The 26,393-nt window shown below is 55.8% G+C and carries 23 protein-coding genes; 11 read left to right on the top strand and 12 right to left on the bottom strand.

The features are described 5' to 3' along the window. The first annotated feature begins 21 nt into the window (after positions 1 to 21). The 3 genes from ACT3T7_RS05635 to ACT3T7_RS05625 all read left to right on the top strand — a co-directional run bounded on the left by ACT3T7_RS05635 (position 22) and on the right by ACT3T7_RS05625 (position 3,837). Positions 22 to 1,203 carry a JmjC domain-containing protein gene (locus ACT3T7_RS05635; RefSeq protein WP_444630313.1) on the top strand — a complete coding sequence of 394 codons (1,182 nt, stop codon included), beginning with the start codon at positions 22 to 24 and terminating at the stop codon, positions 1,201 to 1,203. Positions 1,204 to 1,536: 333 nt separating this feature from the next. Beyond that, positions 1,537 to 3,135: an isocitrate lyase gene (locus ACT3T7_RS05630; protein ID WP_444630312.1), complete on the top strand. Its 1,599-nt coding sequence runs from the start codon at positions 1,537 to 1,539 to the stop codon at positions 3,133 to 3,135. Positions 3,136 to 3,369: 234 nt separating this feature from the next. Beyond that, on the top strand, positions 3,370 to 3,837 hold the full coding sequence (locus ACT3T7_RS05625) for a hypothetical protein (RefSeq protein WP_444630311.1): 468 nt from the start codon (positions 3,370 to 3,372) through the stop codon (positions 3,835 to 3,837). A gap of 173 nt (positions 3,838 to 4,010) precedes the next feature. Here ACT3T7_RS05625 and ACT3T7_RS05620 read toward each other — a convergent pair whose 3' ends face one another. Then, positions 4,011 to 4,289 (bottom strand): hypothetical protein, encoded by a 279-nt coding sequence (locus ACT3T7_RS05620; protein WP_444630310.1) that lies wholly within the window; start codon positions 4,287 to 4,289, stop codon positions 4,011 to 4,013. A gap of 178 nt (positions 4,290 to 4,467) precedes the next feature. Between ACT3T7_RS05620 and ACT3T7_RS05615 the strand changes: the two genes are divergently transcribed. Continuing rightward, on the top strand, positions 4,468 to 4,950 hold the full coding sequence (locus ACT3T7_RS05615; protein WP_172117189.1) for an FKBP-type peptidyl-prolyl cis-trans isomerase: 483 nt from the start codon (positions 4,468 to 4,470) through the stop codon (positions 4,948 to 4,950). Positions 4,951 to 5,004: 54 nt separating this feature from the next. On the opposite strand, the gene ACT3T7_RS05610 is transcribed toward ACT3T7_RS05615, so the two are convergent. From ACT3T7_RS05610 to ACT3T7_RS05595, 4 genes are all read right to left on the bottom strand, one after another. Continuing rightward, positions 5,005 to 6,192 (bottom strand): MFS transporter, encoded by a 1,188-nt coding sequence (locus ACT3T7_RS05610; protein ID WP_444630309.1) that lies wholly within the window; start codon positions 6,190 to 6,192, stop codon positions 5,005 to 5,007. A 61-nt stretch (positions 6,193 to 6,253) separates the two neighbouring features. Beyond that, a complete protein-coding gene (locus ACT3T7_RS05605; RefSeq protein ID WP_444630307.1) occupies positions 6,254 to 6,889 on the bottom strand; it encodes a C40 family peptidase in 636 nt (211 codons plus the stop codon). Positions 6,890 to 6,974: 85 nt separating this feature from the next. Then, positions 6,975 to 9,440: a DUF1266 domain-containing protein gene (locus ACT3T7_RS05600; protein ID WP_444630306.1), complete on the bottom strand. Its 2,466-nt coding sequence runs from the start codon at positions 9,438 to 9,440 to the stop codon at positions 6,975 to 6,977. 189 nt (positions 9,441 to 9,629) lie between these two features. After that, on the bottom strand, positions 9,630 to 9,872 hold the full coding sequence (locus ACT3T7_RS05595; RefSeq protein ID WP_192527808.1) for a GlsB/YeaQ/YmgE family stress response membrane protein: 243 nt from the start codon (positions 9,870 to 9,872) through the stop codon (positions 9,630 to 9,632). Positions 9,873 to 10,022: 150 nt separating this feature from the next. On the opposite strand from ACT3T7_RS05595, the gene ACT3T7_RS05590 reads away from it, so the two are divergent. The 3 genes from ACT3T7_RS05590 (at position 10,023) to ACT3T7_RS05580 (ending at position 13,488) form a co-directional block, all read left to right on the top strand. Beyond that, positions 10,023 to 10,892: a D-hexose-6-phosphate mutarotase gene (locus ACT3T7_RS05590; RefSeq protein WP_444630304.1), complete on the top strand. Its 870-nt coding sequence runs from the start codon at positions 10,023 to 10,025 to the stop codon at positions 10,890 to 10,892. A gap of 164 nt (positions 10,893 to 11,056) precedes the next feature. After that, positions 11,057 to 12,445, top strand: a complete 1,389-nt coding sequence (locus ACT3T7_RS05585; RefSeq protein WP_444630303.1) for a YcjX family protein — start codon at positions 11,057 to 11,059, stop codon at positions 12,443 to 12,445. Further along, positions 12,442 to 13,488 (top strand): YcjF family protein, encoded by a 1,047-nt coding sequence (locus tag ACT3T7_RS05580; RefSeq protein WP_444630302.1) that lies wholly within the window; start codon positions 12,442 to 12,444, stop codon positions 13,486 to 13,488. The genes ACT3T7_RS05585 and ACT3T7_RS05580 overlap by 4 nt, the downstream gene beginning before the upstream one ends. A gap of 7 nt (positions 13,489 to 13,495) precedes the next feature. On the opposite strand, the gene ACT3T7_RS05575 is transcribed toward ACT3T7_RS05580, so the two are convergent. From ACT3T7_RS05575 to ACT3T7_RS05545, 7 genes are all read right to left on the bottom strand, one after another. Continuing rightward, on the bottom strand, positions 13,496 to 14,617 hold the full coding sequence (locus ACT3T7_RS05575; protein ID WP_444630301.1) for an ABC transporter ATP-binding protein: 1,122 nt from the start codon (positions 14,615 to 14,617) through the stop codon (positions 13,496 to 13,498). Between the two features lie 38 nt (positions 14,618 to 14,655). Beyond that, positions 14,656 to 15,534 carry a carbohydrate ABC transporter permease gene (locus tag ACT3T7_RS05570; protein WP_441679560.1) on the bottom strand — a complete coding sequence of 293 codons (879 nt, stop codon included), beginning with the start codon at positions 15,532 to 15,534 and terminating at the stop codon, positions 14,656 to 14,658. Then, a complete protein-coding gene (locus tag ACT3T7_RS05565; RefSeq protein ID WP_172117198.1) occupies positions 15,527 to 16,453 on the bottom strand; it encodes a carbohydrate ABC transporter permease in 927 nt (308 codons plus the stop codon). The genes ACT3T7_RS05570 and ACT3T7_RS05565 overlap by 8 nt, the downstream gene beginning before the upstream one ends. A 139-nt stretch (positions 16,454 to 16,592) precedes the next feature. Next, positions 16,593 to 17,852, bottom strand: coding sequence for an ABC transporter substrate-binding protein (locus ACT3T7_RS05560; RefSeq protein ID WP_193054827.1), 1,260 nt, complete (start codon positions 17,850 to 17,852; stop codon positions 16,593 to 16,595). A gap of 111 nt (positions 17,853 to 17,963) precedes the next feature. Beyond that, entirely contained in the window at positions 17,964 to 19,379 is a 1,416-nt protein-coding gene (locus ACT3T7_RS05555) for an ATP-binding protein (protein ID WP_193054867.1), read from the bottom strand. 80 nt (positions 19,380 to 19,459) lie between these two features. Beyond that, positions 19,460 to 20,185: a response regulator gene (locus tag ACT3T7_RS05550; protein WP_193056748.1), complete on the bottom strand. Its 726-nt coding sequence runs from the start codon at positions 20,183 to 20,185 to the stop codon at positions 19,460 to 19,462. A gap of 129 nt (positions 20,186 to 20,314) precedes the next feature. Next, on the bottom strand, positions 20,315 to 21,112 hold the full coding sequence (locus ACT3T7_RS05545) for an HAD family hydrolase (protein WP_444630300.1): 798 nt from the start codon (positions 21,110 to 21,112) through the stop codon (positions 20,315 to 20,317). Positions 21,113 to 21,286: 174 nt separating this feature from the next. On the opposite strand from ACT3T7_RS05545, the gene ACT3T7_RS05540 reads away from it, so the two are divergent. The 4 genes from ACT3T7_RS05540 (at position 21,287) to ACT3T7_RS05525 (ending at position 26,383) form a co-directional block, all read left to right on the top strand. Continuing rightward, positions 21,287 to 23,224, top strand: a complete 1,938-nt coding sequence (locus ACT3T7_RS05540) for an exoribonuclease II (protein ID WP_192527849.1) — start codon at positions 21,287 to 21,289, stop codon at positions 23,222 to 23,224. Between the two features lie 178 nt (positions 23,225 to 23,402). After that, the gene (locus ACT3T7_RS05535; protein WP_444630299.1) at positions 23,403 to 24,545 is read left to right on the top strand and encodes a glycosyltransferase family 4 protein; all 1,143 of its coding nucleotides are present in this window, start codon (positions 23,403 to 23,405) and stop codon (positions 24,543 to 24,545) included. Continuing rightward, entirely contained in the window at positions 24,538 to 25,368 is an 831-nt protein-coding gene (locus ACT3T7_RS05530) for a DUF2334 domain-containing protein (RefSeq protein ID WP_441679619.1), read from the top strand. The genes ACT3T7_RS05535 and ACT3T7_RS05530 overlap by 8 nt, the downstream gene beginning before the upstream one ends. Positions 25,369 to 25,372: 4 nt before the next feature. Further along, positions 25,373 to 26,383, top strand: coding sequence for a lysylphosphatidylglycerol synthase transmembrane domain-containing protein (locus tag ACT3T7_RS05525; RefSeq protein WP_444630298.1), 1,011 nt, complete (start codon positions 25,373 to 25,375; stop codon positions 26,381 to 26,383). The last annotated feature ends 10 nt before the right edge of the window (positions 26,384 to 26,393 follow it).

Raw genomic sequence — 26,393 nt, 5'->3', positions numbered from 1 at the left:
CCACTCAATTAGGATACCGCCATGAGCCAACACGATAAGCCACTTACCCTGCTGGGCGATTTAACGCCCGAGGACTTCCTGGCCCACTACTGGCAACAGAAACCGCTGCTGATTCGTGGCGCTATACCTGACTTTCTAAGCCCGATTGATCCTGATGAACTGGCGGGCCTTGCTTGTGAACCGGGTGTAGAAGCGCGCCTGGTAGAAGAAAAAGGCCCCGACAGGGCCTGGCAGGTTTCTCATGGCCCGCTTGATGAAGCTACCTTTGAGCGCCTGCCTGAAGGCCACTGGAGCCTGTTAGTACAGGCGGTTGACCACTATGTACCGGCGGTTGCTGCGCTGATGGATGAGTTCGACTTTCTGCCACGCTGGCGGTTAGACGATATTATGATCAGCTATGCACCGCCAGGTGGCAGCGTCGGCCCGCATATCGACCAGTACGATGTCTTTTTACTACAAGCCAGCGGTCACCGTCGTTGGCAGCTGGGGGGTAAGCAATCCGATGACGCCCCGATTATTCAGGGCATTGACCTGCGTATCCTGGAAACCTTTGAGGTTGAACCAGACTCAGACTGGACATTGGCACCAGGCGATATGCTGTACCTTCCGCCAGGTTGGGCACATCACGGCGTCAGCCAGACCGATGACTGCATGACGATTTCGGTAGGCTTTCGCGCACCCTCTGCCGATGAGTCCATTACCTCTTACGCGGATTACCTGGGCGAGCAATTGCCCGCGTCAAAGCGCTACAGCGATGCAGGCATGGCGCCCGCAAGCCAGGCCGGTGAGCTGGATGATGCGGCTATCGAGCGCATGCGCCAGTTTATGCTGTCAACGCTGGACAACCCTGAGCAAATGGCGCAGTGGTTTGGCCGCGTGATGACGCAACCCAAATACATGGATCAGGTCGCTCCGTTGGAGTCGCCGCTGGATGAAGCAGCGCTGGTCGCGCACCTGCAAGCGGGTGAACCGCTTTTTGCAATGCCCGGGTCACGCTTTGCCTGGCGTAGCGACTCACGCGGCACCACGCTGTTTGTCGATGGCGATGGTCATTCCTGCTCTGAAGCACTTGCCAAGCGCCTGTCAGAATCGGCTCCCTTCTATGAAGACGTTCTTGAGCTTGATGGTGCGGCGGCGTTACTTACCCAGCTGGTTAACACTGGCAGCATGGGCTTTATGGATGAAGAAGAGGACGAAGAGTAGATCCAGCGCCTACCCAACGCCTCTCAATATTGAGCACCAAACGCCATCTTCGGATGGCGTTTTTTTATGGGCCGGTGACGCGCCTGACGAAAAACGACTACACAAACACGCCATTTTGTTAACCCTCTGTCGTCAAGTTACAACCCCGTCTGCCTCCAAGTGTCAATTGTTGAATCCCTCCTTGTCGTCAATAGTTATTGCACTGCAGCGCTACCAGGTATCTCTGCCTAGACAGAAGCCACGCCTTACAGCCGGTAGACGCTGATCACGTTTTCGCAAGTGCAGCACAAACACAACCTTGCGAAGTGCTGTTTAACCCTGGAGGAATTACTCATGTCTGGACTACTCAACGATATTAAAGCCATCGCTCAATTACGTGAGGCCCAAAGCGGCAAGTGGGAGGCGATTAAGCCTGAACATGCAGCGCGGATGCGTGCTCAAAACCGTTTCCATACAGGGCTCGATATTGCGCGCTATACCGCCAAAATAATGCGCAATGACATGGCTGCCTACGATGCCGATACGGCACAGTACACGCAGTCACTAGGCTGCTGGCACGGTTTTATTGGTCAGCAGAAGATGATCTCCATCAAAAAGCATTTCGGCACCACCAAGCGCCGCTACCTCTACCTTTCTGGCTGGATGGTCGCAGCCTTACGTTCCGAATTTGGCCCCCTGCCCGACCAGTCCATGCATGAGAAAACCTCCGTCGCCAACCTGATTGAGGAGCTTTACACCTTCTTGAAGCAGGCCGATGCCTGGGAGCTTAATCATCTTTTCCGCGCGCTGGATGACGCAAAATCCAGCGGTGACAGCGCCAAAGAGCAGGAAGTCATTAGCAAAATCGACAATTATGATACTCATATCGTGCCTATTATTGCCGACATTGATGCCGGTTTTGGTAATGCGGAAGCCACCTACCTGCTAGCGAAGAAGTTTATTCAAGCCGGCGCATGCTGCATTCAGCTCGAAAACCAGGTGTCCGACGAGAAACAGTGCGGCCATCAGGATGGCAAGGTCACGGTTCCGCACGAGGACTTTCTAGCCAAAATTAACGCCGTCCGGTATGCGTTTCTTGAGCTCGGCGTGGAAGATGGCGTTATCGTTGCTCGTACGGACTCGCTGGGCGCCGGGCTGACCCAGAAGATTGCCGTGACCCATGAGCCGGGCGACCTCGGCGATCAGTACAACAGCTTTCTGGATGGTGACGTTATCGAGGATGCTGCCGATATCAATAATGGCGATGTGGTTATCAAGCAACACGGCAAGCTGGTCAAACCCAAGCGTTTGGCATCAGGTCTTTATCAATTTAAAGCTGGATCGGGTGAAGACCGCGTCATTCTTGACTGTATTACCAGCCTGCAAAATGGCGCCGACTTGCTGTGGATTGAAACGGAAAAGCCCCACGTTGGGCAAATTGCCAGCATGGTCAACCGTATCCGCAAAGTGGTGCCCGATGCCAAGTTGGTTTACAACAACTCGCCCTCGTTCAACTGGACGCTCAATTTCCGTCAGCAGGTGTTCGATGCCTGGCAAGCCGAGGGTAAGGATGTGTCCGCCTATCAGCGTGACAAGCTAATGAGTGTCGAGTACGACACTACCGAGCTTGGCCAGCTGGCGGATGAATGGACACGCAATTTCCAGCGCGACTCATCCCGTGAAGCGGGTATTTTTCACCATCTTATTACGCTGCCCACCTACCACACTGCGGCGCTTTCAACCGACAACCTGGCCAAGGGCTACTTTGGTAAAGAGGGTATGCTGGCCTACGTACAAGGTGTTCAGCGAGAAGAGATTCGCCAAGGGATTGCCACGGTAAAACATCAAGACATGGCAGGCTCTAACATTGGCGATGACCATAAGGAATTCTTCCACGGCGACGCAGCGCTTAAAGCGGGCGGCAAAGATAATACAATGAACCAGTTTGGCTAATTTAGCCGTACACGCATTCCACGACGAAGTATCTTTATCCCAGGAGGCTTTTTAGCCTCCTTTTTTATTGTTAGGCATGCACACTGTTTTCTTATTCTCTGTCTACACTGGGATTTACGGTCTTTTGATATTCTCTGGTCTTAATTAGTCAATTCAGTTACTTTTCATACGCATTGCACTACCCTTGAAGCACCTGATTATTACTTTTTTAAGCTGCATACCTTGGAGGTTTTAATGAAACGTTTACTACCTGTTGCTGCGTTAAGCATCCTGACCTTGGCCGGGTGTGCCAACACTGCCCCCTACTCAGGTGATGTGTATCGCGGCAACCAAGCTCAAACCAGCCAAAGCGTTACCTATGGAACCATCGTAGCGGTAAGACCCGTACAAATTCAGGCAGATAGCCGTGCGGGGGGCTTGCTGGGCAGTGGCGGCGGCGCCATCATTGGTGGCCTTTTGGGTAGCCAAGTGGGTGGCGGTTCAGGTCGTCAGTTGGCAACCGTTGCCGGTGCTCTGGGTGGTACGATTGCGGGCACCGCTGCTGAAGACCGCGCCAACCGCATCAGCGCACTGGAAATGGAAATCCGCCTTGATGATGGCAGCGACGTGGTGGTGGTACAAGGAGCGGATCACGCCTACCAGGCAGGCCAGCGCGTGCGTCTGATCGGTAGTGGCTCAAACGTAAGCGTCGCTCCGTATTAATAGCGCTTCGCCGATAGGCTCGAGTTGATAGGTCTCGGGCTTGTCGCCAGGTAAGATGAACATTTACCACGTTGAGTGAGCTATTCGTTTTAATGCAAAAAAATGCCCGGCTGTCTTTAGCCGGGCATTTTTATTTTCATAGCGGCAATGACATTCGCCGCTTGATAGCTTAATTAGTGCGACATATTGCTCGCCCAACCGGCCAGCTTCACAATGACCCAACCAACCAACGCCAGCAAAATAGTCACAAGCAAAATATCCACCGGACGAACCAGCGTTGTTGCGCCTAATACAGCCAGCGTCGTTACCCACAAGTAGCGATTATCGCCGTGGCTTTTCATCACGCCAGGCAAAAGCCGGTCCAAGCCTTGGCTGAGGCCATTGTTCCACTTCTGATTGGCAAAGTAGGCAATCAGGACAAATGCAATAAGCCAAATAAAGAAGATTGTCATGCAAGCTCCAGTGAATGTGATCTTAAAAAGGGAAAAGTTGTTGGCTTAGAGTATCCCCGGTGACTGCAAGGCGCAACACCACTATTAGCGATCAGGCGTAAAAACCCGGTTTACCCCCTGACAAGCCACGCCTCACGCGTTACCATATTGGGACATGCACTCACCGAAAGGTTATCCAATGCAAATTGCGCAAAACTCGGTTGTCGCGTTCCACTATACCCTGACCAACGATGAAGGTGAGGTGCTCGACAGTTCCGAAGGCCGTGAGCCGCTCACGTATCTTCATGGCGCTGGCAACATCATCCCGGGCCTGGAGAAAGAGCTGGAAGGCCGCGCAGCGGGCGACAAGCTGAACGTTAAAGTATCCCCCGAAGAGGGCTACGGCGAAGTTCAAGAGCAACTGGTACAAGAAGTACCGCGTGATGCTTTTCAGGGCGTTGAAAACATTGAGCCGGGCATGCAGTTCCAAGCCCAGACTCAAGGCGGCCCACTGATGGTGACCGTTAAGAACATCGAAGGCGATACCGTCATCGTTGACGGCAATCACCCGCTGGCAGGCCAGCAACTTAACTTTGACGTTGAGATTGCAACCGTACGTGAAGCAAGCCAGGAAGAAACCGAGCACGGTCATGTGCACGGCGAAGGTGGCGTTGAGCACTAAGTGCCCACGTTTGCTAAAAAGGCAGCCTGCGGGCTGCCTTTTTTTATGCCTTCATTAAAGGCAGCAACGGCGCTCGAAACAGCGCATTCCTAGCGTGATGGTTAACGTAACCGTTAATAGAATCCACGAAGCCCAGGCCACACCAAGCCAGCCAGCTCCCTGCCAGAAAGGCTCCAGCCAGAAGCCACCGAGACTTGCGCCTACGTAATAAAACACCAGATAAAGGGCTGACGCGCTGCCACGCGCGCCTTGGGCATAACGCCCCACCCAGCTGGATGCCAGTGAGTGCGTTAAGAAAAAACCAAACGCATTAATCGTTAGACCGACAATAATTAGCGCCAGCGAATCATTCAGAGTAACGGCGGTACCTGCCATTAGAATCGCCACGCCTGCCATCATGCAGGTAGCAGGAGACGTGCGCTCGGCCAGTCGGCCAGAAATAGCCGATGCAAAAGTGCCGCCCAAATAGGTCAGGAAAATCAGCCCCAGCCCGCTCGCTGCCAGCGCATAAGGTGTAGCGGCCAAGCGAAAGGTGATGTAGCTATATTGATTGATAAAGATAAGAAAATTGATGCCGCCCAGGCAGTAGGCTGCAAGCAGCACCGGGTTACGCAAATGCCCGGCCAGGTCCGTCAGCGCGCGGCGAAGCTGAAAACGCTTGGGCTCAAACGCATGGCTATTAGGCAATAAGCGCCAAAATACTGCGCAGCCAACCAGCGTCATCGCCCCAACCGCAATAAAGGAAGCGGAGGGCCCACCTATCTCCGCGACGGCCCCCCCTACGACCCGACCGCTAATACCGCCCAGCGTATTGGCACCAATATAGAGCCCTACGGCGCTTAGCAGCGCAGACTTTTCAAAGGCATCGCCCATCCAGGCAATGGCAACGGCGGGTAGACCGCCTAATACAAACCCCTGGACTAAGCGAAGCAGTAGCAGGCTTTCAAAGTTCGGGGCAAATGCCAGCGCCAGCGAACAGCCCCCCGCTAGCAGTAGCGTGATACGCATAATGCCTTCACGACCTATCGCATCGGAAAGCGGTCCAAAGACCAAAAGGGACAGAGCAAGTGACAGTGTAGCAACCGACATCAGCAGGCTGACGCCTAAGGTAGACACCTCGTAGGCCGTTTTAAGCTCGGGCAGTAACGGTTGAGGAACATACAGATTAATAAATACCAGAAATGACCCTAAACACAGGGCCATTGTTGCTCGCCACCAAGCGCGTGTTTTGCCTTCAATCATGCCATTCCCAGGAGTAGACAACCTGCAGGGCTGGAAGCGAAACGCCAACAGCCCTGCCCCTTCACGGCGTGAAGTTACTGCCTAAATAAGCCAGGTTGGTGGGTTCCAGCGCCCGACGCGACTGCCAGTAATAACGCTGCCAGTAGCTATTACCCAAACTGGAAATTATGACGCCTTGTGAGGTAGAGGCATGTAAAAAGTAGCCATCTCCTACATAGATGCCCACATGGTTATAACGCCCTGGTGGACGGAAGAAAACCAGATCGCCCGCCTGCAGCTCTTGGCGGTCGATCGAGCGTCCCTCATGTACCTGGCCCGAAGTGGAACGGGGTAATTCTAAATTAAACGTATCGCGATAAACATTACGTACCAGCGCCGAACAGTCGATTCCTCGTTCTGACGTCCCGCCGATGCGGTAAGGCGTCCCCGACCATCGCTGGTGCTGTTCCAGTAGTGCCTGACGTACCAGAGTCGGTGGCGGTGTCTGAAAACTACGTAACTGGTCTAACGAATTACTGACGGGTGACATCTGAGGACTAACGCCTTTCGCCATTCCTGGCAGCGTCATCGAGAAATAGTCCTCGGGCGGCTCGATAGATTGATGCGAAGAGCCTGCACAGCCAGTCAGAAAAGCAATGACAACACAAACACTTACAACACGGACAGCGGTCACAGCGGGGTGTGGCAACGCAACCATGCGATTAACCTCGTACTATTATGGTGAAGGTAGGGTAATTAACACGCGTTAAACTATAAGCTAGACAATGCATGGTTGGCGAGTCTCAATGTAATGTTCGTGAATCACCGGGTAAGGTGTCGATATGCAGCGGCGCAAAATGGCGCGGTTTATTACCCGGAAAATCGAGGCTTGCCCAAGGGCCCGCAAGGATCGGTGCACCGCACACCCAAGCCACCATGGCTTGACGAAACCCGGCTAAAAAGCTGTCACGTTCGGGTGTTTCACCCATAAAAAACGAGAATCCAGCATACATTCCTGCGGCATACTCTTGCCAGCCAGCATAGTGATTAGCCGCCAAATGGTACGCACGGTCCAGCACCTCGGCAAATGCCTGGCTTTCCAGCCAACCCAACTGCCGGGCAGCGATCGCCAAATCGACAAGCTGAGCAATATCCCATGCGGCCATGTCAACATCATTACAGCTATCTTCATTACCCTGCACACGCCGTAGGCGAAGCAGATGGTGGCGATCTTCTTCGGCACAGTCACCCGATTCCAGAATCGCGATTTCGGCCTCTAGACGCTCCGGGTTCAGCGTATAGGGCGCATAGTTGATCTGATACTCCTGGCGGTCGCCAGCTTCCAACATAAAGGTTAGAAACTCTTGCATATCGGCGGCACTACTCAAGTGATAGTGACTCTCCACCCACTCTTTAATGTCCGCGCACTCGCGCGCGCTTTCTGGCTGAGGCTCACTCCACACGGCACTATTAAGCGGCCCAACCAGTGACATGGCCGTAAAGTGCGTAAGCGTTGGCCGCCCGCCTGGCTCGCACCAGGCATCGGGGCGCCAATCCAGCCAGTAAAAGAGGCTCCCGGGATCTTCCAGGTGCCAAGCTATCTCGTTAATTAGCGAGGTATGCTCAGGCTCCGGCAAGCAGCTTTCCCAGGCAAACCAGGCTTCCAGCAACCGCTTGGGGTTAGGGTAAAAACGGCACAAGCAGCTACGCAGTTCACGGGCATAAGCAAGCAGCGGCTCACGCTCGAATAAACCGCTATCCAGCGACATGTGCAAATAGAAGGCAAACTTTTCCGCCATATGGATCGTTGCCGCATGACGGCTGACACCCTTCACCGCATTACGCTGCTTCAACTCGTCTGATGTAGGCTGACCAAACAGCGTGTGTGATGGTGGCAACACGCCGTGCACCGCATCGGCCGCTAACTGATTAAGATGATGTGCCTGGGCAGGCAGCCAGTAACGGGCTAGAACAGTGGGACCCTCATCCGCATGCAGGCCAAGCGACTCTTGAAGATAAAGTGCGGCATCTGCTCGGCGCTGCTCGGCAATGGGTGCGCCGGGGTTTAGCTGGCGCAGCATGACATCGGGTTCACGTACCCCCGCTAACGCCAGCAGCCAGTGATGGGACGTATTGCGCCACGCTTTGACACGCTGTTGTGATGCTTGGCGACTCGTCTCATTCAACAGCGTAGAGGGCGGGCAAGCCCATGGGCTATGTGCGGCGTTGAGCAGTAAGACGTGATGAGGGTTGGGCGTCATATCGCGTCGGTCGACACCCTCAAAAAGGCTCTGACCGCGCATATAGGCTTTTAGAATAGCGCGCCAGTCGTGGTAGCGATGATTCATTAGGTCCGCCGCGTGGCATGCAAGATCATCTGCTTCTGCCTGGCTTAACCAACCACAGCAAGCACCGGCCCAGGCAATCTCCACCAGCCGTAGCCAGTCCCACGCGGCCCATTCAAGCGGCTCGCCTTGGCTTACAAACGCGTTGAGGACACCCGCGTAGGGTGAGTCTTCTATTTCATCCTGCTGCCAAGCAAGCCGTTGGGCGTTATCCATCCCCAGCAGCTCACGGGCTTCAATATCCCAGCGCTGACGCTCTCCCTGAGCGCTCAGCCATAGCGCCACTTCGAGTAGCTGCTCGCGGTCATTGATCTGCCAAATGCGTTCAAGCCATTGGTCGGCTTCCGGCCAATCGGCTCGGCTTGCGGGGTAGCTAATAACGGGGCGAAACAGCGCACATAAACGCCACACCTGCGCTTCTTCCGCCTGGGGCCATAACGGCGCTGGCGCGGGCAACTGTGCCAGCGTATGTTCAAGCCTTTGCCAGGTAATCCCTTCGTCTTCGCTTTCCAGTGCTGAGAGTGCCTGGCAGGCGTCAATAAAACGATCATCCGCGCCGGTTTCCCAGCCCTTGGCGCCCAGCACCCGGCGCAGCTCTGAAAGCCAGCCGCGTAAATCGCTGTAGTCAGCGGTAATACGGCGGATAACATGGTGCGCCCAGGCATGAGCCTGATCGGCATTTAACCACCCTGCTGCCCCGGCCAACGCCGACCACTCAAGCGCGCCCAATAAGCGGTCCGCTTCTCCTGTCGAAGCGCCTAACGCATGAAAAAGCTGTTCGGCCAGCTCGTTACGGCTGGTAATACCCAGTTGCAGCAAACGCTGCTCAGCAGCTTGCGTATCCACCGAGAGCGGATGCGGGGTAAATGCCCAATCACACAGCACCAGCTGTTGGGCCCACCAAGCGTTTAACGCGTCGACCAAGAGACACCTCGAAACAAAAAATCTACCAGCAGTGCGCTAGAGCAAAGCGCCTTAGTGTAACGGAAAGTGGTGGCAAGACCGATAGCTAAACTGACCGATTGGTGCAAAACGACACTGCCCGACACAAGGCCGGGCAGCAAATGATATCGAACCAGTGCGCCGCTTAAGCACGGCGTCTTTTATTTAACGCTACGCACTTCGCACTTTACTAATAACCCACAGCAGTACGACAGCCCCTACCGTAGCGGTCACTAGCGAGCCAATAAAGCCGCCCGCCTGCAAGCCTAGCAAACTAAACAAAAAGCCACCTAACACGGCTCCAACGATACCCACACCGATATTGCCCAGGATGCCGAAACCGCCGCCGCGCATGATATTGCCAGCGATCCAGCCAGCCAAACCACCAATAATTAACCACGCAATAAAGCCCATAGTGCCTCCTTGATATCCACTTTTCAGGGTTTTACCTATGTCTCTTACCTGCCAACCTAGGCGTTTTACCTACTCATTATGCTTGTCCTACCATAGCACACAGCGCGACAATCCTGCCTGATTTGATACACACCCTTTTAAGGAACGCTCATGACCCCTGATTCACTCGTAACTCTTATGGCTAGCGTAGACGGCCAGCAAATAACGACGTGGGAAGGACGCAATGTCGCTCTTTTCAATATGCCCTGGGGCGAGCTTGCCATCAGCCTACAAGGCGCCCAAGTGCTTCACTTCAAACCTGCCAATGATACCGGCTGGCTTTGGGTAACACCGACACCGCCCGCAATGCCCGACGTTATACGCGGCGGCATCCCATTATGCTGGCCCTGGTTTGCAGACGAGCGCTACGCCGACGAAAGTCCTGAACGCGACGGCCCATTCCACGGTTTGGCTCGCCAAGCCAGTTGGCGGCTGGACGCCGTTGATGAGCACGCAGAGGGAATTGAGGTGCACCTTTCTCCCGAGCACCCTCTGCACAACCAACTCACCGCACGCGTGGTGGTTCAGGCCAACGCGCAGCACTTAAATGTTGAGCTTATCAGTGAAAATATCGGCGATACGCCGGTTAAAACCAGCGGTGCGCTGCACACCTATTTAGCCGTTGATGACGTGCATCAGTGCCGTGTGGAAGGTCTTGCGGGCGCCCGTTACCTGGACAAACTGCGTGATTTTGCGGAGTCCGAGCAACAAGGCACGCTGGCTATCCGTGGCGGCATCGACCGAATTTATCACAGCAATGAAGCCGTGCTTCTAGATGATGGCGTGCGCCGCTTGCGCGTTGCCAAGCAGTCAAGTGATTCAACCGTGGTGTGGCACCCCGGTGCGAACCCTCCCGGCGACACACCTGCTGACGCCGCGCGCCATTTTTTGTGCATTGAAGCCGCCAACACGCGCCTTGACCCGGTGTGGCTGGTACCAGGCGCCCAGCACCTGCTGGGGACAACGCTAAGTCGCGGTTAATGCACGGTTCATCAACCCTTGGCTATGCTATTCACTATGCTAGCAACCAAATTAGCCATTACGTTTGCAACGCCGCCAGCCACTAATGTTCGCTCACTACGTGAGCCGCTTACGGCCACGGCCCCATGACTTCTGAATTCAGGATTAACAAAAGGAACGCCAGGATGCGCCAGCCGTTAAGCCGCGAACTGAGTAACTTACTGGAACGAGGCCGAGACCGTCAGCTGCGCTTAGCGGTAACAGGGCTATCACAAGCGGGCAAAACGGCGTTTTTAACCTCGTTGGTGAACCAGCTACGTCATGCGGGCGTCGAGGCAAGGCTGGATTTACTGCCCGCCGCCCGAGATGGCCGCTTACTGGGCGCACAGCGGCTTAATCAACCCGATCTTGGCGTCCCCCGCTTCCCCTACGACCCGGGCATGGCAGCACTGCGCGATACGCCGCCGCGCTGGCCCGAACCGACACGGGGCATCAGCGAATTACGCCTGCAGTTGCGCTATCGGCCTGCGCAAAACGGCTGGCTGTCACCGGATATCGCCCATTTAACTCTGGACCTGTTTGATTACCCGGGCGAATGGCTGCTCGATTTACCGCTGCTGCAGCACGATTTTTACAGCTGGTGCCAGGCCCAGCCCTTGTTGGAAGGCGAGCAGCGGCGCGCACTCTTCAGCGAGTGGTTAGACGCGGTGAAAGCTTTAGACCCCGCTGCTGAAGCGGACGAAGCGCAACTGGCGCACTTGGCTGATGCCTATGCGCAAGGGCTTCGTCGTGCCAAGGCAGCGGGCTTTTCGGACCTTCAACCAGGGCGTTTTTTGCTTCCCGGTGAGCTGGCGGGCGCCCCGGTGCTGCAGTTTTTCCCCCTGCCCCATCTTGATGCTTCCAGGGAAATGCTCAACAACCTGCCCCAAAGCAGCCTTTACGCCACGCTTGCTGCCCGTTTTCGCTACTATCAGCAACAGGTGGTGAAGCCCTTCTATCGTGATCATTTCAGGCGTTTTGATCGCCAGATTGTACTGGTCGATGTACTGGGTGCACTGAACGCCGGGCCAGAACGGTTTGAGGACCTTTCCCGTGCGCTGCGTCAATTAATGCAAAGCTTCGACTACGGCAAACGCAGCCTGCTATCGCGTCTGTTCGCACCCAAAATTGACCGTTTGGCCATCGCCGCCACCAAAGCGGATCACGTAACGCCAGACCAGCACGGCCATGTTGTACAGTTACTGGAAGCGCTGCTAGCCGAACCGCTGAAGGATTTACGCTTTGCCAACGTGCCGGTAAAAGCACTGTCGCTTGCTGCTATTCGGGCCACCGAGGCACGCGAAGTATTGCAAGATGGAAAACGCTCCTCGGCGCTACGCGGCACGACGCTTGAGGGCGAAGACGTGCTGGTTTACCCAGGCGATGTCCCGACCCGCCTGCCCAATGCCGACTTCTGGCAGCACCAGGGCTTTGACTTCCCCAGCTTTCGACCCATGCCATCGACATCGGATGCACTGACACATATTCGAATGGACGCCGCCATTGATTGGCTGATTGGAGATAAACTCGCATGACTGACCCACAGCCACGGCGTAATTTTCGCCTGCACGATACGCCCGACACGGCTACCGAGCAGGAGACCCGCCTACGCCAGCAGCAGCGCTTTGAAGCAACCGACGATGACCAGCCCCTTATAACGGCGGCCGAGGAACAGGCGTTGCCCGCTACCAGCCTGGGCGCCCCACGCAAACGCCGCTGGGGATTAATGTTTGCCTTGGCAGGTGGAGCCACGCTGGGCATCATCGAACTGGCCACCGGCATTCCCGATGCGCTTTCCCAGTCAGCGTGGATGAATTTGGCGTGGCAGCTGTTTGGCATCAGCCTGATTGGCTTAGGGGGCATGTCACTGATCAGAGAACTCGGCCGATTAAGGCGTCTGAAACGCCATGATCGACTGCGTAGCGATTTAGCTGAACTGCCCCAACGCTCGCCCCATCAGGCAAAGAGAATGGCCGAAGCGCTTCGCCAGCAATTAAAGCTTTCAGCGGACGATCCCCACTGGCAAGCGTTTGAGCGCGCCTGTGAGCCACATCATAACGGAGAGGAAGTTCAGGCGCTGCTGCGCCACCACTTGTTGGCACCCCGCGATCGTGAGGCGCAGCGTCTGATAACCCGTATGTCGGGGGAAACCGCCATTATGGTGGCGATCAGCCCCCTTACGCTGGTGGATATGGCGCTGGTAGCCTGGCGCAGTCTCGCCATGGTCGACAGGTTATGCCGGCTTTACGGCCTGGAACTTGGTTACGCCAGCCGCTTACGTCTGTTTAGAAATGTGTTGCGCAACATGGCGTTTGCAGGCGTAAGCGAACTCGCCGCCGATGCCAGTATGGATATGCTCTCGCTGCACCTGGCTGGCCGAATTTCCACTCGCGCAAGTCAAGGGCTGGCCACCGGGCTGCTTAGCGCCCGTTTGGGGCTACGTGCCCAGCGCCTCTGCCGCCCAGTAGCCTTTATACCCGAAGAGCAACCCAGAATGGCCGACCTGCGCCAGGACCTCTGGCGTCAGATCAAACGGTTGGATAAAGAGCCTGCCCCGGCCACACGGGCCAGGGAGTAGTCACTGGCTAAGCGATTCGCTGCCCGCTCACCGCATCAAACAGAATGGCTTGTTCCATATCAATACGCAGCGCCAGGCGCGTTCCGGCGACAACCGGGCATTTAGGACCAACGCGAGCGGTAACTTCCTGCTCGCCCAGCGGCAACCGCAGCAGGATATCCGCGCCGGTCGGCTCTACCACGCTGATATGTGCGTTGAGCAGCGTGCCTTCGGCCTGCGCCGTTAGACGCACATCCTCTTCGCTAAAGTGTTCCGGACGCAGGCCAAGAATGACCGGTTGATTAAGACGCTCGGCCATATCGGGCGTCACACGGCTTTCAGGCCAGGGAAGCAGCAAGTCCGTCTCACCTGGTGTTGCAATTCGCAGCTGGTAGCGGTCATGCTCTTTTTCCAGCATCGCGCGAATAAAGTTCATGGAGGGCGACCCCATAAAGCCCGCCACAAACATATCGACCGGGTTGTTATACACCTCATCAGGGCTGCCAAGCTGGAGGATATTGCCATCACGCATGACGGCAATGCAGTCGGCCAGCGTCATTGCTTCTACCTGGTCATGAGTAACGTAGACAATCGTGGTGCCTAGGCGCTGGTGAAGCTTTTTGATTTCGGTGCGCATATCAACGCGCAGCTTGGCATCCAGGTTGGAAAGCGGCTCATCGAACAGATAGACCTTGGGCTCCCGCGCCAGCGCCCGCCCCATCGCCACCCGCTGGCGCTGCCCGCCGGAAAGCTGGGCAGGCTTGCGCTCCAGCAGGTGAGTGATTTGCAGTAAATCTGCCACGCGCTCTACCGAGGCTTCGCGTTCGGCTTTGGGCACTTTACGCATCTCTAACCCGAAGCTAATGTTCTGGCGCACGGTCATGCTGGGATAAAGCGCATAGGACTGAAACACCATGGCGATATCGCGCTCGGCAGGCGTGTTAAAGGTGACGTCTTCGCCATCAATCAAAATATGGCCGCTGGTCACCGGCTCAAGCCCGGCAATCGCGTTCATTAGCGTGGACTTGCCGCAGCCAGAAGGCCCGACCAGAATCAAAAAATCACCGGAATTAATCGAAATACTGACGTCTTTCAGCACTCGCTCGCTGCCAAACTCTTTACGAACGTTGCGAATTTCTAATGTCGACATAAAAAACACCCTGTTTTGTTATCAGGCTCTTCTCAGAACTAGCCTTTGACGGAACCGGCGGTTAACCCACGCACGAAGTATTTACCTGCCAGTACGTACACCACCAGGGTGGGTAGCGCTGCGATCATCGCCGCGGCCATATCGACGTTATATTCACGTACGCCGGTGGAGGTGTTGACGAGATTATTAAGCGCCACGGTCACGGGCTGAGTGTTATGGGCCGAAAAGGCCACGCCAAACAAAAAGTCATTCCAGATTTGAGTGAACTGCCAAATCACCGAGACGACGATGATCGGTGCAGAAACCGGCAGCAGGATTCGCCAGAAAATGCGGAAGAATCCGGCGCCGTCCAACTTCGCAGCCGACACAAGCTCGTTGGGAATACCCACATAAAAGTTACGAAAGAAGAGCGTGGTAAACGCAATCCCAAACACCACATGCACCAGTATCAAGCCAGCACGTGAGCTGGAAATGCCCAGCCAACCCAGGGTTTGCGCCATGGGCAGCAACACCACCTGAAAGGGAATGAAGCAGCCGAACAGCATTAACGCAAACACCAATTCGGACCCCTTAAAGCGCCATTTGGTGAGCGCGTAGCCGTTAAGGGCGCCGATGGTGGTTGAGATCAATACCGCGGGTATAACGATTGCAAAGGAGTTCCAGAAATAACCGCCGACGCCATCGCAGCGCATGCCGGTACAGGCTTCTCCCCAGGCTTTTGTCCAGGGCGCGAGCGTCGGATTCTGTGGCCACGATAAAAGTGTCCCGGCGCTGATTTCACTAAGTGGCTTCACCGAGGTCATCAACATCACGATAAGCGGCAGGATATAAAACAGCGCAGCGAGAATCAGTACGCCGTACAGCACACCCCGGCCCAAGCGTGCCGCGAAGGTTTGGCGACGAATGACATTATCCATGCTTACGGCTCCTTAATTCGGAGTAGAGATAAGGAATCAAAATCGCCAACACGCCGCCAAGCATGAGCATGGCACTCGCAGACCCCAAGCCAATCTGGGCGCGATTAAACGCGTGGGCATACATAAAGGTGGCCGGTAAGTCGGTCGCGTACCCAGGCCCGCCGCCAGTCAGTGCAATCACCAAGTCAAAACTTTTGATCGCAATATGCGCCAAAATCATTACGGCACTAAACACCACCGGGCGCAGGCAGGGCATTACCACACGCCAGTAAATGCGCGGCAGGCTTGCACCATCTAACTGAGCCGCTTTGACAATGCTGTCGTCGATGCCGCGCAGCCCGGCCAGAAACAGCGCCATGACAAACCCGGATGCCTGCCATACGGCCGCAATGACCAGCGTGTAGATCGCCATATCGGGGTCAATAATCCAGTCAAAGCGAAAGGACTCAAACCCCCAGCTCTGCACCATCGCTTGAATACCCAGCTGCGGGTTAAGCAACCACTTCCACACGACGCCAGTGACGATAAATGAAAGCGCCATGGGATAGAGATAAATGGTGCGCAGCGCGCCTTCCTGGCGAATTTTTTGATCCAGCAAAATGGCCAGAAACGCACCGATTACCAGACAAATGGCCACAAACAGCACGCCAAAAATCATCAGGTTGGTTGAGGCAACCCACCAGCGGTCGTTCGCCATTAAACGGGCATATTGCCCAAAGCCCACAAAATCGTAGCTGGGCAGCATGCGCGAGCTGGTCAACGAGAGCACGAAGGTCCACAGCATAAAGCCGTAAACAAAAAACAGAGAAATCGCTACCGACGGTGCCAACACTAGGCGCGGAAGCCACGCCTGCAGACCACCAGAAGATGTTGACCGCTTGGCACCAGGCGCTAGGCGCAGCGCAGAGGTATTTTTCATGGGGAGGTAACTCTTATAAAAGAAGTGGCTTACCCGTAAACTCAAGCGCCGCCGTTGCGGCGGCGCCCTACAGCATTTCCTGGCGGTATTGCCTGCCCCCTACCTGAGCCAAGCTAAACCAAGCCAAGCGAAAAGCGCGTTAGAACGAGGCCGCTTGCGCTGCGCTCACCATGCGTTCAGCGGCTTCTTCGGCAGTCATATCAGCACTATTGAAGTAGTTAGTTACGACGTCAAAAATAGCCCCTTGTACATCCGCGCGAACGGCCATGCCGTGCGCCATACTAGGCACTAAACCGCCCTCTTCAGCGGTGCGCTGAAAGTCGGCCAGCGACTGCTGGGCACAGCTGTCGAATTCATTCATATCCAGGTCAGGACGCGCTGGAATTGAGCCTTTCGCCAGGTTGAAGGCTTCCTGGAAAGTAGGTTCAAGCACCAAACGTGCCAATGCCTGTTGCGCCTCACGCTCGCCGTCATCCGTCACCCGGAACATGGCCAGACTATCAATGTTGAAGGTAAATGCGTCTTCCGTGCCGGGTGCCGCTGCACACAGATACTCTTCACCGGCTGTCAGCCCCGCCGCGGTAAACTCACCTTTGGCCCAGTCACCCATCAACTGCATGCCTGCCACACCTTCAATCACCATCGCAGTGGCAATGTTCCAGTCACGCCCGGGCATACCTTCGTCCATTAGCTCACGCAGACGCTTGAAGTCTTCCAGCGACTCGATCATTTGATCGCCGCCCAGCGCTTCCGGATCTAAATCCACCAACGCCGCTTGGTAAAACTCACTGCCTTGACCACCTAATAACACGCTTTCAAATACCGTAGCGTCTTGCCAGGCTTGGCCACCGTGCGCCAACGGCACAAAGCCCGCTTCGCGAATGGCCTCTCCCGCGACAAACAGCTCATCCAGGGTCGTTGGCATTTCAACCCCAGCGGCATCCAGTACTTCGGGGTTGGCCCATAGCCAGTTCACCCGGTGGACGTTAGCAGGTACCGCCACATACTGACCGTCATAGCGCATAATATTGGCGACAACCTCAGGCAGCAGTTCATTCCAGCCTTCGGCGTCTGCGACATCATCAAGATTACCTAACAGACCCAGCTCGCCCCACTCCTGGATTTCAGGCCCCTTGATTTGAGCCGCTGAAGGAGGATTCCCAGACATGGCACGCGACTTGAGCACGGTCATCGCCGTTTCACCACCGCCCCCGGCGACAGCAAAATCCTGCCAGCCATAACCTTCCGCTTCCATCAGCTCTTTAAGCACGTTGGCAGCGCGGGCTTCACCGCCGGAGGTCCACCAGTGAAGTACTTCGACGTCATCGGCGTGAGCTGTCGCGGCAAGTGTAGCCCCGGCTAAGGCGAGTGCGAGGGTGGTTTTCTTAAACATCGGCATTACGTCGCTCCTGATATTGTTATTGTCCTCTCGGACGTTCGGCCTTTAAAAGGTTACTCCAGGAAAAGCAGCAACGTGAGTTACCGAGTGCTGCATAGTGTTGGAGGTTTATTACAAACCCGTAATAGTTTCCTGACGGGGTAGCGTAAGGGTCACGATTAGGCCTTGTTCGGCATGGTTAGCAAGCTGAATATTGCCACCGTGTGCCCGGGCGATATGCTTGGCAATGCCTAACCCCAGGCCGCTACCGCCGGTATGGCGGCTGCGAGAAGGTTCCAGCCTTACAAAGGGCGAAAACACGCGTTCTAACTGCTTTTCAGGAATGCCCGGGCCGTAATCGCGTATCTGTAAGGTGACGCTTTCCTCCTCATCAAACAGATAGATATCCGCCTGCTTACCGTAAAAAATCGCGTTCTCAAGCAAATTGGCCAGGCAACGCTTTAGCGCTAGAGGCTTGGCAACAATCGGCGCGATGTTGACGGCACTCTGGCGCTCAATCTTGACCTCCCCCCCTTGCAAGCTAAGCGCCTCGGCCAGTTCTTCAAGCAGTTGCTCCAGAGAGACAGGCACCGGTTCTTCGTGCAAATCCAGCCCTTTTACCGATGCCAGCGCGCCTTTTACCAAACTATCCAATTCGTCCAGAGAGGCACAGAAACGCTCGCGCTGGAGCGTGTCATCCAGCATCTCGGCACGCAGGCGCATACGGGTAATCGGTGTTTTTAGGTCATGAGAAATAGCGGAGAACAGCCGCTCGCGCTCCTCAATCTGCTCGCGTATGCGTCGCTGCATTCGATTAAACGCAATGGCAGTGGCCGCCACCTCTTTGGGTCCACTCTCCTTTAAGGGGGGAATATCAAGGTCATCTCCCAACTGCCTGGCCGCGCGTGAAAGCCGTGCCAGCGGCCGAGTCACGCTGGTAATGCCCAGTAACGAAAGCGCCAACACGCTCAGCAGTACCAAAAGCCCTACCAGCAAGCGCTCTTCAGAAAGCCAGCGATAGCCGCTAAAAATATCGGGCACGCCCAGGAGCGTGGCAACGTAGAGCCAGGTGCCGGGTGAAAGCTCTAACTGTACGACTAAAATGGGTGGCGATAGCGGCTCCATCATCAGGCTGTGCTGCCCCCAACGGGGCGGCAGGTCATAAAGCAGCACCTCGTTATTGAGTACGCGCAGATTTTCCGGACGCGAAAATTCGACGACGACATCGTCAATATTAAGCTCGCGAGTGAGCACCGAACGTACGTTGTTAACGACGACTTCTTTTTCCAGCCCCGAGCCAATATCGTTGACCATGAGTCGGCGCTCGTTAACGCTCACAAAAAATCGCGTTCCGCCCATATTACGTAACTGATCCAGCACAATATGGCGGTATTCAACGGGTAGCGAGCGGAAGAACCGCATGGTGGAGGCGATGCTAAAGGCCATGTTAGTGGACAGCTCATCAAGCTGAGCCAAATGGCTGGATCGTACTTGAGAACTCCAAAGCGCATAGCTGGCGCCTTGAGCCACCAGTACCCCAGCGATCATGATAATGACAAAACGGCCACGCAGAGAAGCAGGCAGCCAGCGGGCCAGCCTACGTCTAATGCCTCTCCAGCCTGTCGCTTTCACGTTAGTGCATCTACCTGGGCGGTTAACACATAGCCCGCCCCTCGCACCGTGCGGATCAGTTGCGAATGCTGAGCATCTTCGCCCAACCGTTGGCGAAGCCGACAAACGTGAACATCAATGGAGCGATCAAACGGCGGCGCGTCTCTCCCCCGGGTCAGCGCATAGAGATCATCCCGCGAGAGCACCGTGGCAGGGTGTTCCAGAAACACTTGAAGTAGTTGAAAATCGGCCCCTGAGAGCGAGGTACGCTCACCCTTCTCGTCAATCAGCTCTCGCGTCATGCGATCCAGCTGCCACTGACCGAACCCTACCCAACGCGCTTGCCCTGTGGGAATAGGCGCCGCATCACTGCGCGTACGCCGCAACACCGCTTTAATACGCGCTAACAGCTCGCGGGGGTTAAATGGCTTGCTCAGGTAGTCATCAGCACCTAACTCCAGGCCGAGAATTCGATCGGTCTCATCAGCACTGGCCGTGAGCATAATAATCGGCACATCGCTATGCTTTCTCACATCACGGCAGATGGTAAACCCGTCATCGCCGGGCAACATTAAATCGACAATCAGCAAGTCGGGAGAACACTCCAAGCGCAGAGCATGCAGCGCTTCGGCGCCATCGGCGGTAAAAACACGATAACCGTGGCGACCCAGATAATCAGCAAGCAGCTCACGAATTTCCGGATCGTCATCGACCACAATCAAGGTAGCAGCGGGTGTCGTCATTGCAGCGGCTTTGGCCCTACGTTGTTGTCGTTCTGGGGCCATGATGATGGTCGAGGGGACCGGGCATCTCAAGTCCCCTTCGACTAATGATGGGACTGACGCTAACGAATCTTCTTTTTAATGCCGCTTTCAGAGTGCAAATCGCTCGCGTAACAGCACAGCTACGGCCGCCTCGCCGTGGTGGCCTATCTGCCGCGCGGCGCTCAGTCTGCCGGCCATTTCTGGGTGTGAGTTAATCATGAAGTGCGGCTCGCCCACCAGGCTTAGCATCTCAACGTCGTTGAGGTTGTCGCCAAAAGCGAGGCAGTCTTCAGGCGCAACCGAGAGGCGCTTGAGCAGCGCCGACAACGCCACTCCCTTATTGACGCCTCCCGCCATAATCTCTAATGAATCGCTGGTTGAATAGGTCACGTGAAGCGAGCCATCATTAATTTCGCGGATGGCGGTTTCGACCTTTAACAGCGCATCGGGGCGCCCGCCGTAAAGTACTTTACCGATCCCCTCGGTAGGCATCTTCTCCGGCGGCACCACTTGGTAGACAAATCCCGTGGCTGCATGCATTTCCAAATGGCTGGGTGACTCAGCATCTATGTACCAAGCATCGTCCAAGTAAAGGCTTAACCGCACATTGCCCGGGCGCGGCAATTTAATCAACGCGGCAGCCTGAGGGGATCCGACATGGTAGGCCGCCAGCAATTGATCGTTAGGGTCGTGTGTATAGGCACCGTTACTGCTGATTAAATGGATGGGAACATTGAGCTGATCTCTAAAAACACGCATATCGGCATAGTGGCGTCCTGATGCAAGCACCAAGAGATGCCCCTGGTTGACCAACGTTCTCAAGACCTCAATGGTATCTTCGTGCAAGCGATGGTCGCGCCCCAACAGGGTGCCATCAAGATCAGAAACAATCAGCCGTGGTGTCATAACGTGCGCTCTCCATTAATGAAACATCAGCTTAACCGATCCTCCTTGAGCTATGTAACACCTTGATACTATCTAAGATACTATCTAACTAACATCAACTTCCACGGCGGATAATTGGCGCAGCCCCTGGGAATCCGTATAGTGGCAAGCTACTCTCGCCAACTGATTGATCTCATGCTTCAGAATAATTCTATGCTTGCTCAGCTCAAGCAACAAATTCGTGATACCACCCCGCGCGCTGAAGGGGTGATTAAAGCTACCGAGAAAGGCTTTGGCTTTCTCGAAACCGATAACGGTGAATCCTACTTCGTGCCGCCTCCCGCAATGAAGCAGGTGATTCACGGTGACCGCGTAGAAGCGGTGATTCACGAAAACGGTGACAAGAAATCGGTTGAGCCTGAAAAGCTGATTGAAGCCGGTCTTGACCGCTTTGTGGCGCGTGTTCAAAAGCGCGAAGATCGTTTGGCCGTCGTCCCTGATCACCCCTCTATTCGTAATGTGATCAAGTCACGTATCAAAAACAGCCTGGATGAAGCCAGCATTGCCGATGGTGACTGGGTGGTTGCCCGCCTGGTTCGCCATCCGCTTAAAGAGAATGACCGCGGATTTTTTGCCCAAATTGATGAGTTGGTCGCCAAGTCGGACGACCCTGCGGTGCCATGGCGCGTCACACTTGCCCGTCACGCGCTGGAACAGGACTGCCCCGATGCGGGCACCGAATGGCCATTACACGAAGAAGGCCTGACCCGCGAAGACCTTACCGAGCAGCCCTTCTTCACTATCGACGGTGAAAAAACCCGCGATATGGATGATGCGCTACACGTCAGCAAACGCGCGGAAGGCGGCTGGCAGCTAAGCGTCGCGATTGCGGACCCCACTGCCTATGTAGAAGAGGGGCATGCCGCTGACCTGGAAGCACGTACCCGCGCCTTCACCGTGTACCTGCCGGGCCAAAACGTGACCATGCTGCCTGAACAGTTGGCCGATGACCTGTGTTCGCTACGGGAAGGCCAAGAGCGCCCGACACTCGCCTGCACGTTGGTTATCAATGCCGACGGCAGCTTGGGTGACTACCGCTTCTTCGCGGCGAACGTTAAATCGCATGCCAGGCTCGTGTATGACCGCGTTTCTGACTGGATTGACGGTCAAGGCGATTGGGCACCCGAAGATAACATCGCCGAGCAGCTTACTGCGCTGCAAGAACTCACCGAAGCACGTACCGCCTGGCGCAACGAGCACGCACTGGTCTTTAAAGATCGCCCCGATTACGTTTTTGAGCTGGACGCGGCAGGCAATGTGCTGGCGATCAATACCGAAGACCGGCGTATCGCCAACCGCATGATTGAAGAGTCGATGATTGCGGCCAACGCCTGCTGCGCGGACTTCCTGGCAAGCCACATCGGCCACGGTATCTTTAACGTGCATCGTGCCTTTGAGCCCGAAAAAGCCGAGGCGGCGCAAGAGTTCCTGGCAAGCCAGGAGATTACCGTTGAGCGTGAAGCGTTAACGGAACTGGATCACTACAAAGAGCTTAAGCGCGCGCTTGAGAGCCGCGATGACGCTTGGCTGGATGCCCGTCTGCGTCGTTTCCAGGGCTTTACCAGCATGTCTGCTCAGCCCGGCCCGCACTTTGGCCTTGGCTTGGCTGCTTACGCGACCTGGACATCGCCGATTCGTAAGTATGGCGATATGGTCAATCACCGTTTGATCAAACGCGTACTGAAAAGCGAACAGGCCCCGGCAGAAGCAAGCCAGGCGTTAACCGAGCAGCTCACCGAGCGCCGCCGCCTAAACCGGATGGCCGAGCGTGATGTGAAAGACTGGCTCTACGTGCGCTTCTTAACGCCTGCGGCGCAGAACCAGGACACGTTTGAAGCTGACATTATGGCGATTAACCGTGGCGGTATGCGCGTACGCCTGATTGAGAATGGCGCTACCGCGTTTGTTCCAGCTCCCTTGATGCATAGCGACCGCGACAAAGTGGCTATTGATGATAAAGAGGGACGCATTCAGATCGAGGGTGAAGAGCGCTATAAACTGGGCGATAGCCTGCGTGTTGCGCTGGTAGAAGCGCGTGAAGAGACCCGTTCGCTGGTGGCACGCCCCGCCTAAAGTGCCTTCCCGCCCATATGGGCGGGCTTATGACCTCGGCAACCTGGCAATAGCCGATTTCCGCTTGCCTCAGCGGTCATCAAAATGACACATTATACAGGGGGCGCCTGCGGCCCCCTGCGTTTGCAATCATAAGTCGCCCGCTCAACTATCAGTGGTTCGAGGAGGTATCGGCGTAGTGCATATTGCCGACATGACCATGTTTTATGCGCCCTCCAGTGGCGGCGTACGTACCTATCTTGATGCCAAGCGTCATCGCTTGAACGCCCTGACCGATGCTCGCCATACCCTGCTGGTGCCCGGCGAGCGCCATGTGTATATAGCCCAAGATCACCGTGTTGATGTGCCCGCAACCCCACTGCCTTTCAGCAATGGCTATCGCTTCCCATTGACAAGGCGTCCCTGGCGGCGAGCGCTTAATGAGGTGCGTCCGGACCTGATCGAAGCCGGCGACCCGTATACCGTCGGCTGGGCAGCCATCGCAAGCGCCCGTGAGCTTGATATCCCGCTGATAGCCTTTTACCACTCCGACCTACCCACCATGATCAGCAATCGGCTGGGGGGCTGGTCACGTTCGCTGATCAATGGCTACATCTCGCGGCTTTATGATCATTATGATCGCGTCCTCGCTCCGAGCCGTGTGATGGCAGAGCGACTCGAAGGACTGGGTATTAAGGAGGTTCGCGTTCAGCCGCTGGGCGTAGATCTCACAACCTTTCGTCCTGAACTTCGCGATGAGCAGGTCAGGGTCGAGCTGGGGCTTGATGACGACACACGCCTGCTGGTTTTTGCCGGGCGTGGCTCGCAGGAAAAAAACCTGTCGATCCTGCTGGAGACCATGCGCCGCCTGAAGAGCGGCACATCCACACAGCGCTATCATTTACTGATGGTCGGCTCCTCAATGCCGACTCAGGTTCCCGACAACGTAACGGTCATCAATCATTTTTGCCCGACCGCCGAGATTGCACGTTATTTCGCCAGTAGCGATGCGTTGTTGCATGCGGGCACCCAGGAAACCTTCGGGCTGATTGTGCTGGAAGCCATGGCTTGTGGCATTCCGGTAGTGGCAGCCCGCGCCGGTGCGCTGACCGAAAACATTCCCGAAGAGTGCGGAATGCTGTGTCGACCACTGGACAGTGAAGATATGGCTCGCAGCATTCAGGCGCTTTTCGAAAACGATGCAAAAGCCATGGGCCGTCGCGCGCGCGCGCATGTAGAACGCCATCATGACTGGGATATCGTCGTGCAGGGGGTTATGCAGCACTATCGCGAACTTCTCGGCATTAGTCATACGGCAACGGTGAGCGCACAGCATGGCTAACAGGGAATTTGCACTGGTACTCCATGACATTGCCCCCATCACCTGGCCGGACTATCGCGCCTTTGTCGAGGAGGTCGATAGCATGGGAAAAATCCCCATGACTTGGCTTGTCGTGCCTGACTTTCATCATCGCAGTAACACCTTTAAAGACACCGACATGCTGCAGCTTCTGCATCAGCGCAGGGAGCGCGGAGACGAACTGGCGTTACATGGTTTCTATCACTGCGATGATGCGCCCGCCCCCCGCACGCCGCGCGATTACTTCATGCGACGGCTTTATACCTATGAAGGTGAGTTTTACCCGCTCAGCTACGCTGATGCGCTTGAACGTTTACAGCGTGGCGTCGAACTTTTTCGTGCTCAAGACTGGCCACTGGAGGGATTCGTTGCGCCCGCCTGGCTTTTAGGCGAAGGCGCCCGGCAGGCACTGAAAACCCAAGGGTTTACCTATACCAGCGACCCCGGCCAGCTGTACTTTCTGCCAGACTACACACCGATTAAGGCGCCCTCGCTAGTGTGGAGCGCACGCAGCCGCTGGCGGCGCGGTATGTCCTGGGTCGTTAATGAGCGGGCCAGGCGTCGTCATCGCCAAGCGCCACTGATTCGCCTGGGGTTACACCCCGTGGATATGCGCCATGCTATTTCAAGGCGCTACTGGCTGACGACGATTCGGCGCCTGTTAGAAGAAGGCTATCGGCCCACCACCAAGATCAGTTGGTTACAGCGCCATTGCAGTCAGCACGATACTGGCACCTTGTCATCACGTATGGGTACCCGCCTTGAAAACGCTCGCCCAGCGCCAAACCCACCCCTGAATAATTAAACGCATGCAAAGAACACTCTGGCTGCTGACCGCAGGCCTCATCGCTGTTATGGCCATCCCCCTATTATTGGGTGGCACTGACCTTATTCATTTACTTGCCGGGTTTCCACCAAGTCTGTTTGCGCTGATGCTGTGCATGATATTGGCCTGCTGGCTGCTTAACGGTGCCAAGCTGCGTGTTCTACTGGCGGGACGCGCCGGCAACATGGGCCTGATGCGTGCTACTGGTACGGTAATGGCCACTGAATTCGCCATTTGCGCCACGCCAGGGGGAAGCGGTGGGCCATTGACACTGATCGCCCTTCTCACGCGACGTGGCGTACGACCCGCGCAGACCACTGCCATTTTTGCTGTAGACCAAATCATTGACCTGCTGTTTTTTCTCTGTTCAATGATCGCGATGATGATTTATGTCATCACGCGCTCCATTGATGCCCGGCTAGGATGGATGCTAGTGGTGCCCATGGCACTCTTGTGCCTGGCGCTGCTCGGCGTCGTTCTCATAGGCCGCTATCATCGTCGCGTACTAATTGTGACCGGCCGCCTACTGTCTCGAATGCGTGTCAGTGCACGGCTTCAGCATGCCATGGTGCGCCGCATCCTGCTCTTCAAGCAGGCCTTTACCGAAACCCTTCAGTTGCCACGCTCCGCGCTGGCCTTGGCCTTCGGATTCGGGATCGTGCACTGGATCGTGCGCTACAGCATTCTCTACGTCACGCTGTACGGCCTTGGGCAACATCTGGACTGGGCATGGACCTTCCTGGTGCAGATGCTCTCCATGGCGGCAGGCCAACTGACCCTGCTGCCCGGCGGTGCCGGGGGTGCAGAGCTCTCCTCGTCGGCCCTGCTGGCCCCTATCGTGGGTCAAAGCAGTGCGGCAGCCGCCATCTTGATCTGGCGTGCTGTCACCTACTATTTTTATCTGATCGCCGGGGCGCCGGTATTTATGCTGATGGCAGGACGCCCGCTACTCAGAAAAATTCTTGAAGGGCGCAAGCGTGAGGTCGAGGGTTAAAATGACGGCG

This window comes from Halomonas sp. 111, from assembly GCF_052379685.1.
GTDB lineage: Bacteria > Pseudomonadota > Gammaproteobacteria > Pseudomonadales > Halomonadaceae > Vreelandella > Vreelandella citrativorans.
The sequence above is the reverse complement of the archived record's forward strand: the minus strand, read 5'-3'. Positions and strand labels throughout refer to the sequence as shown.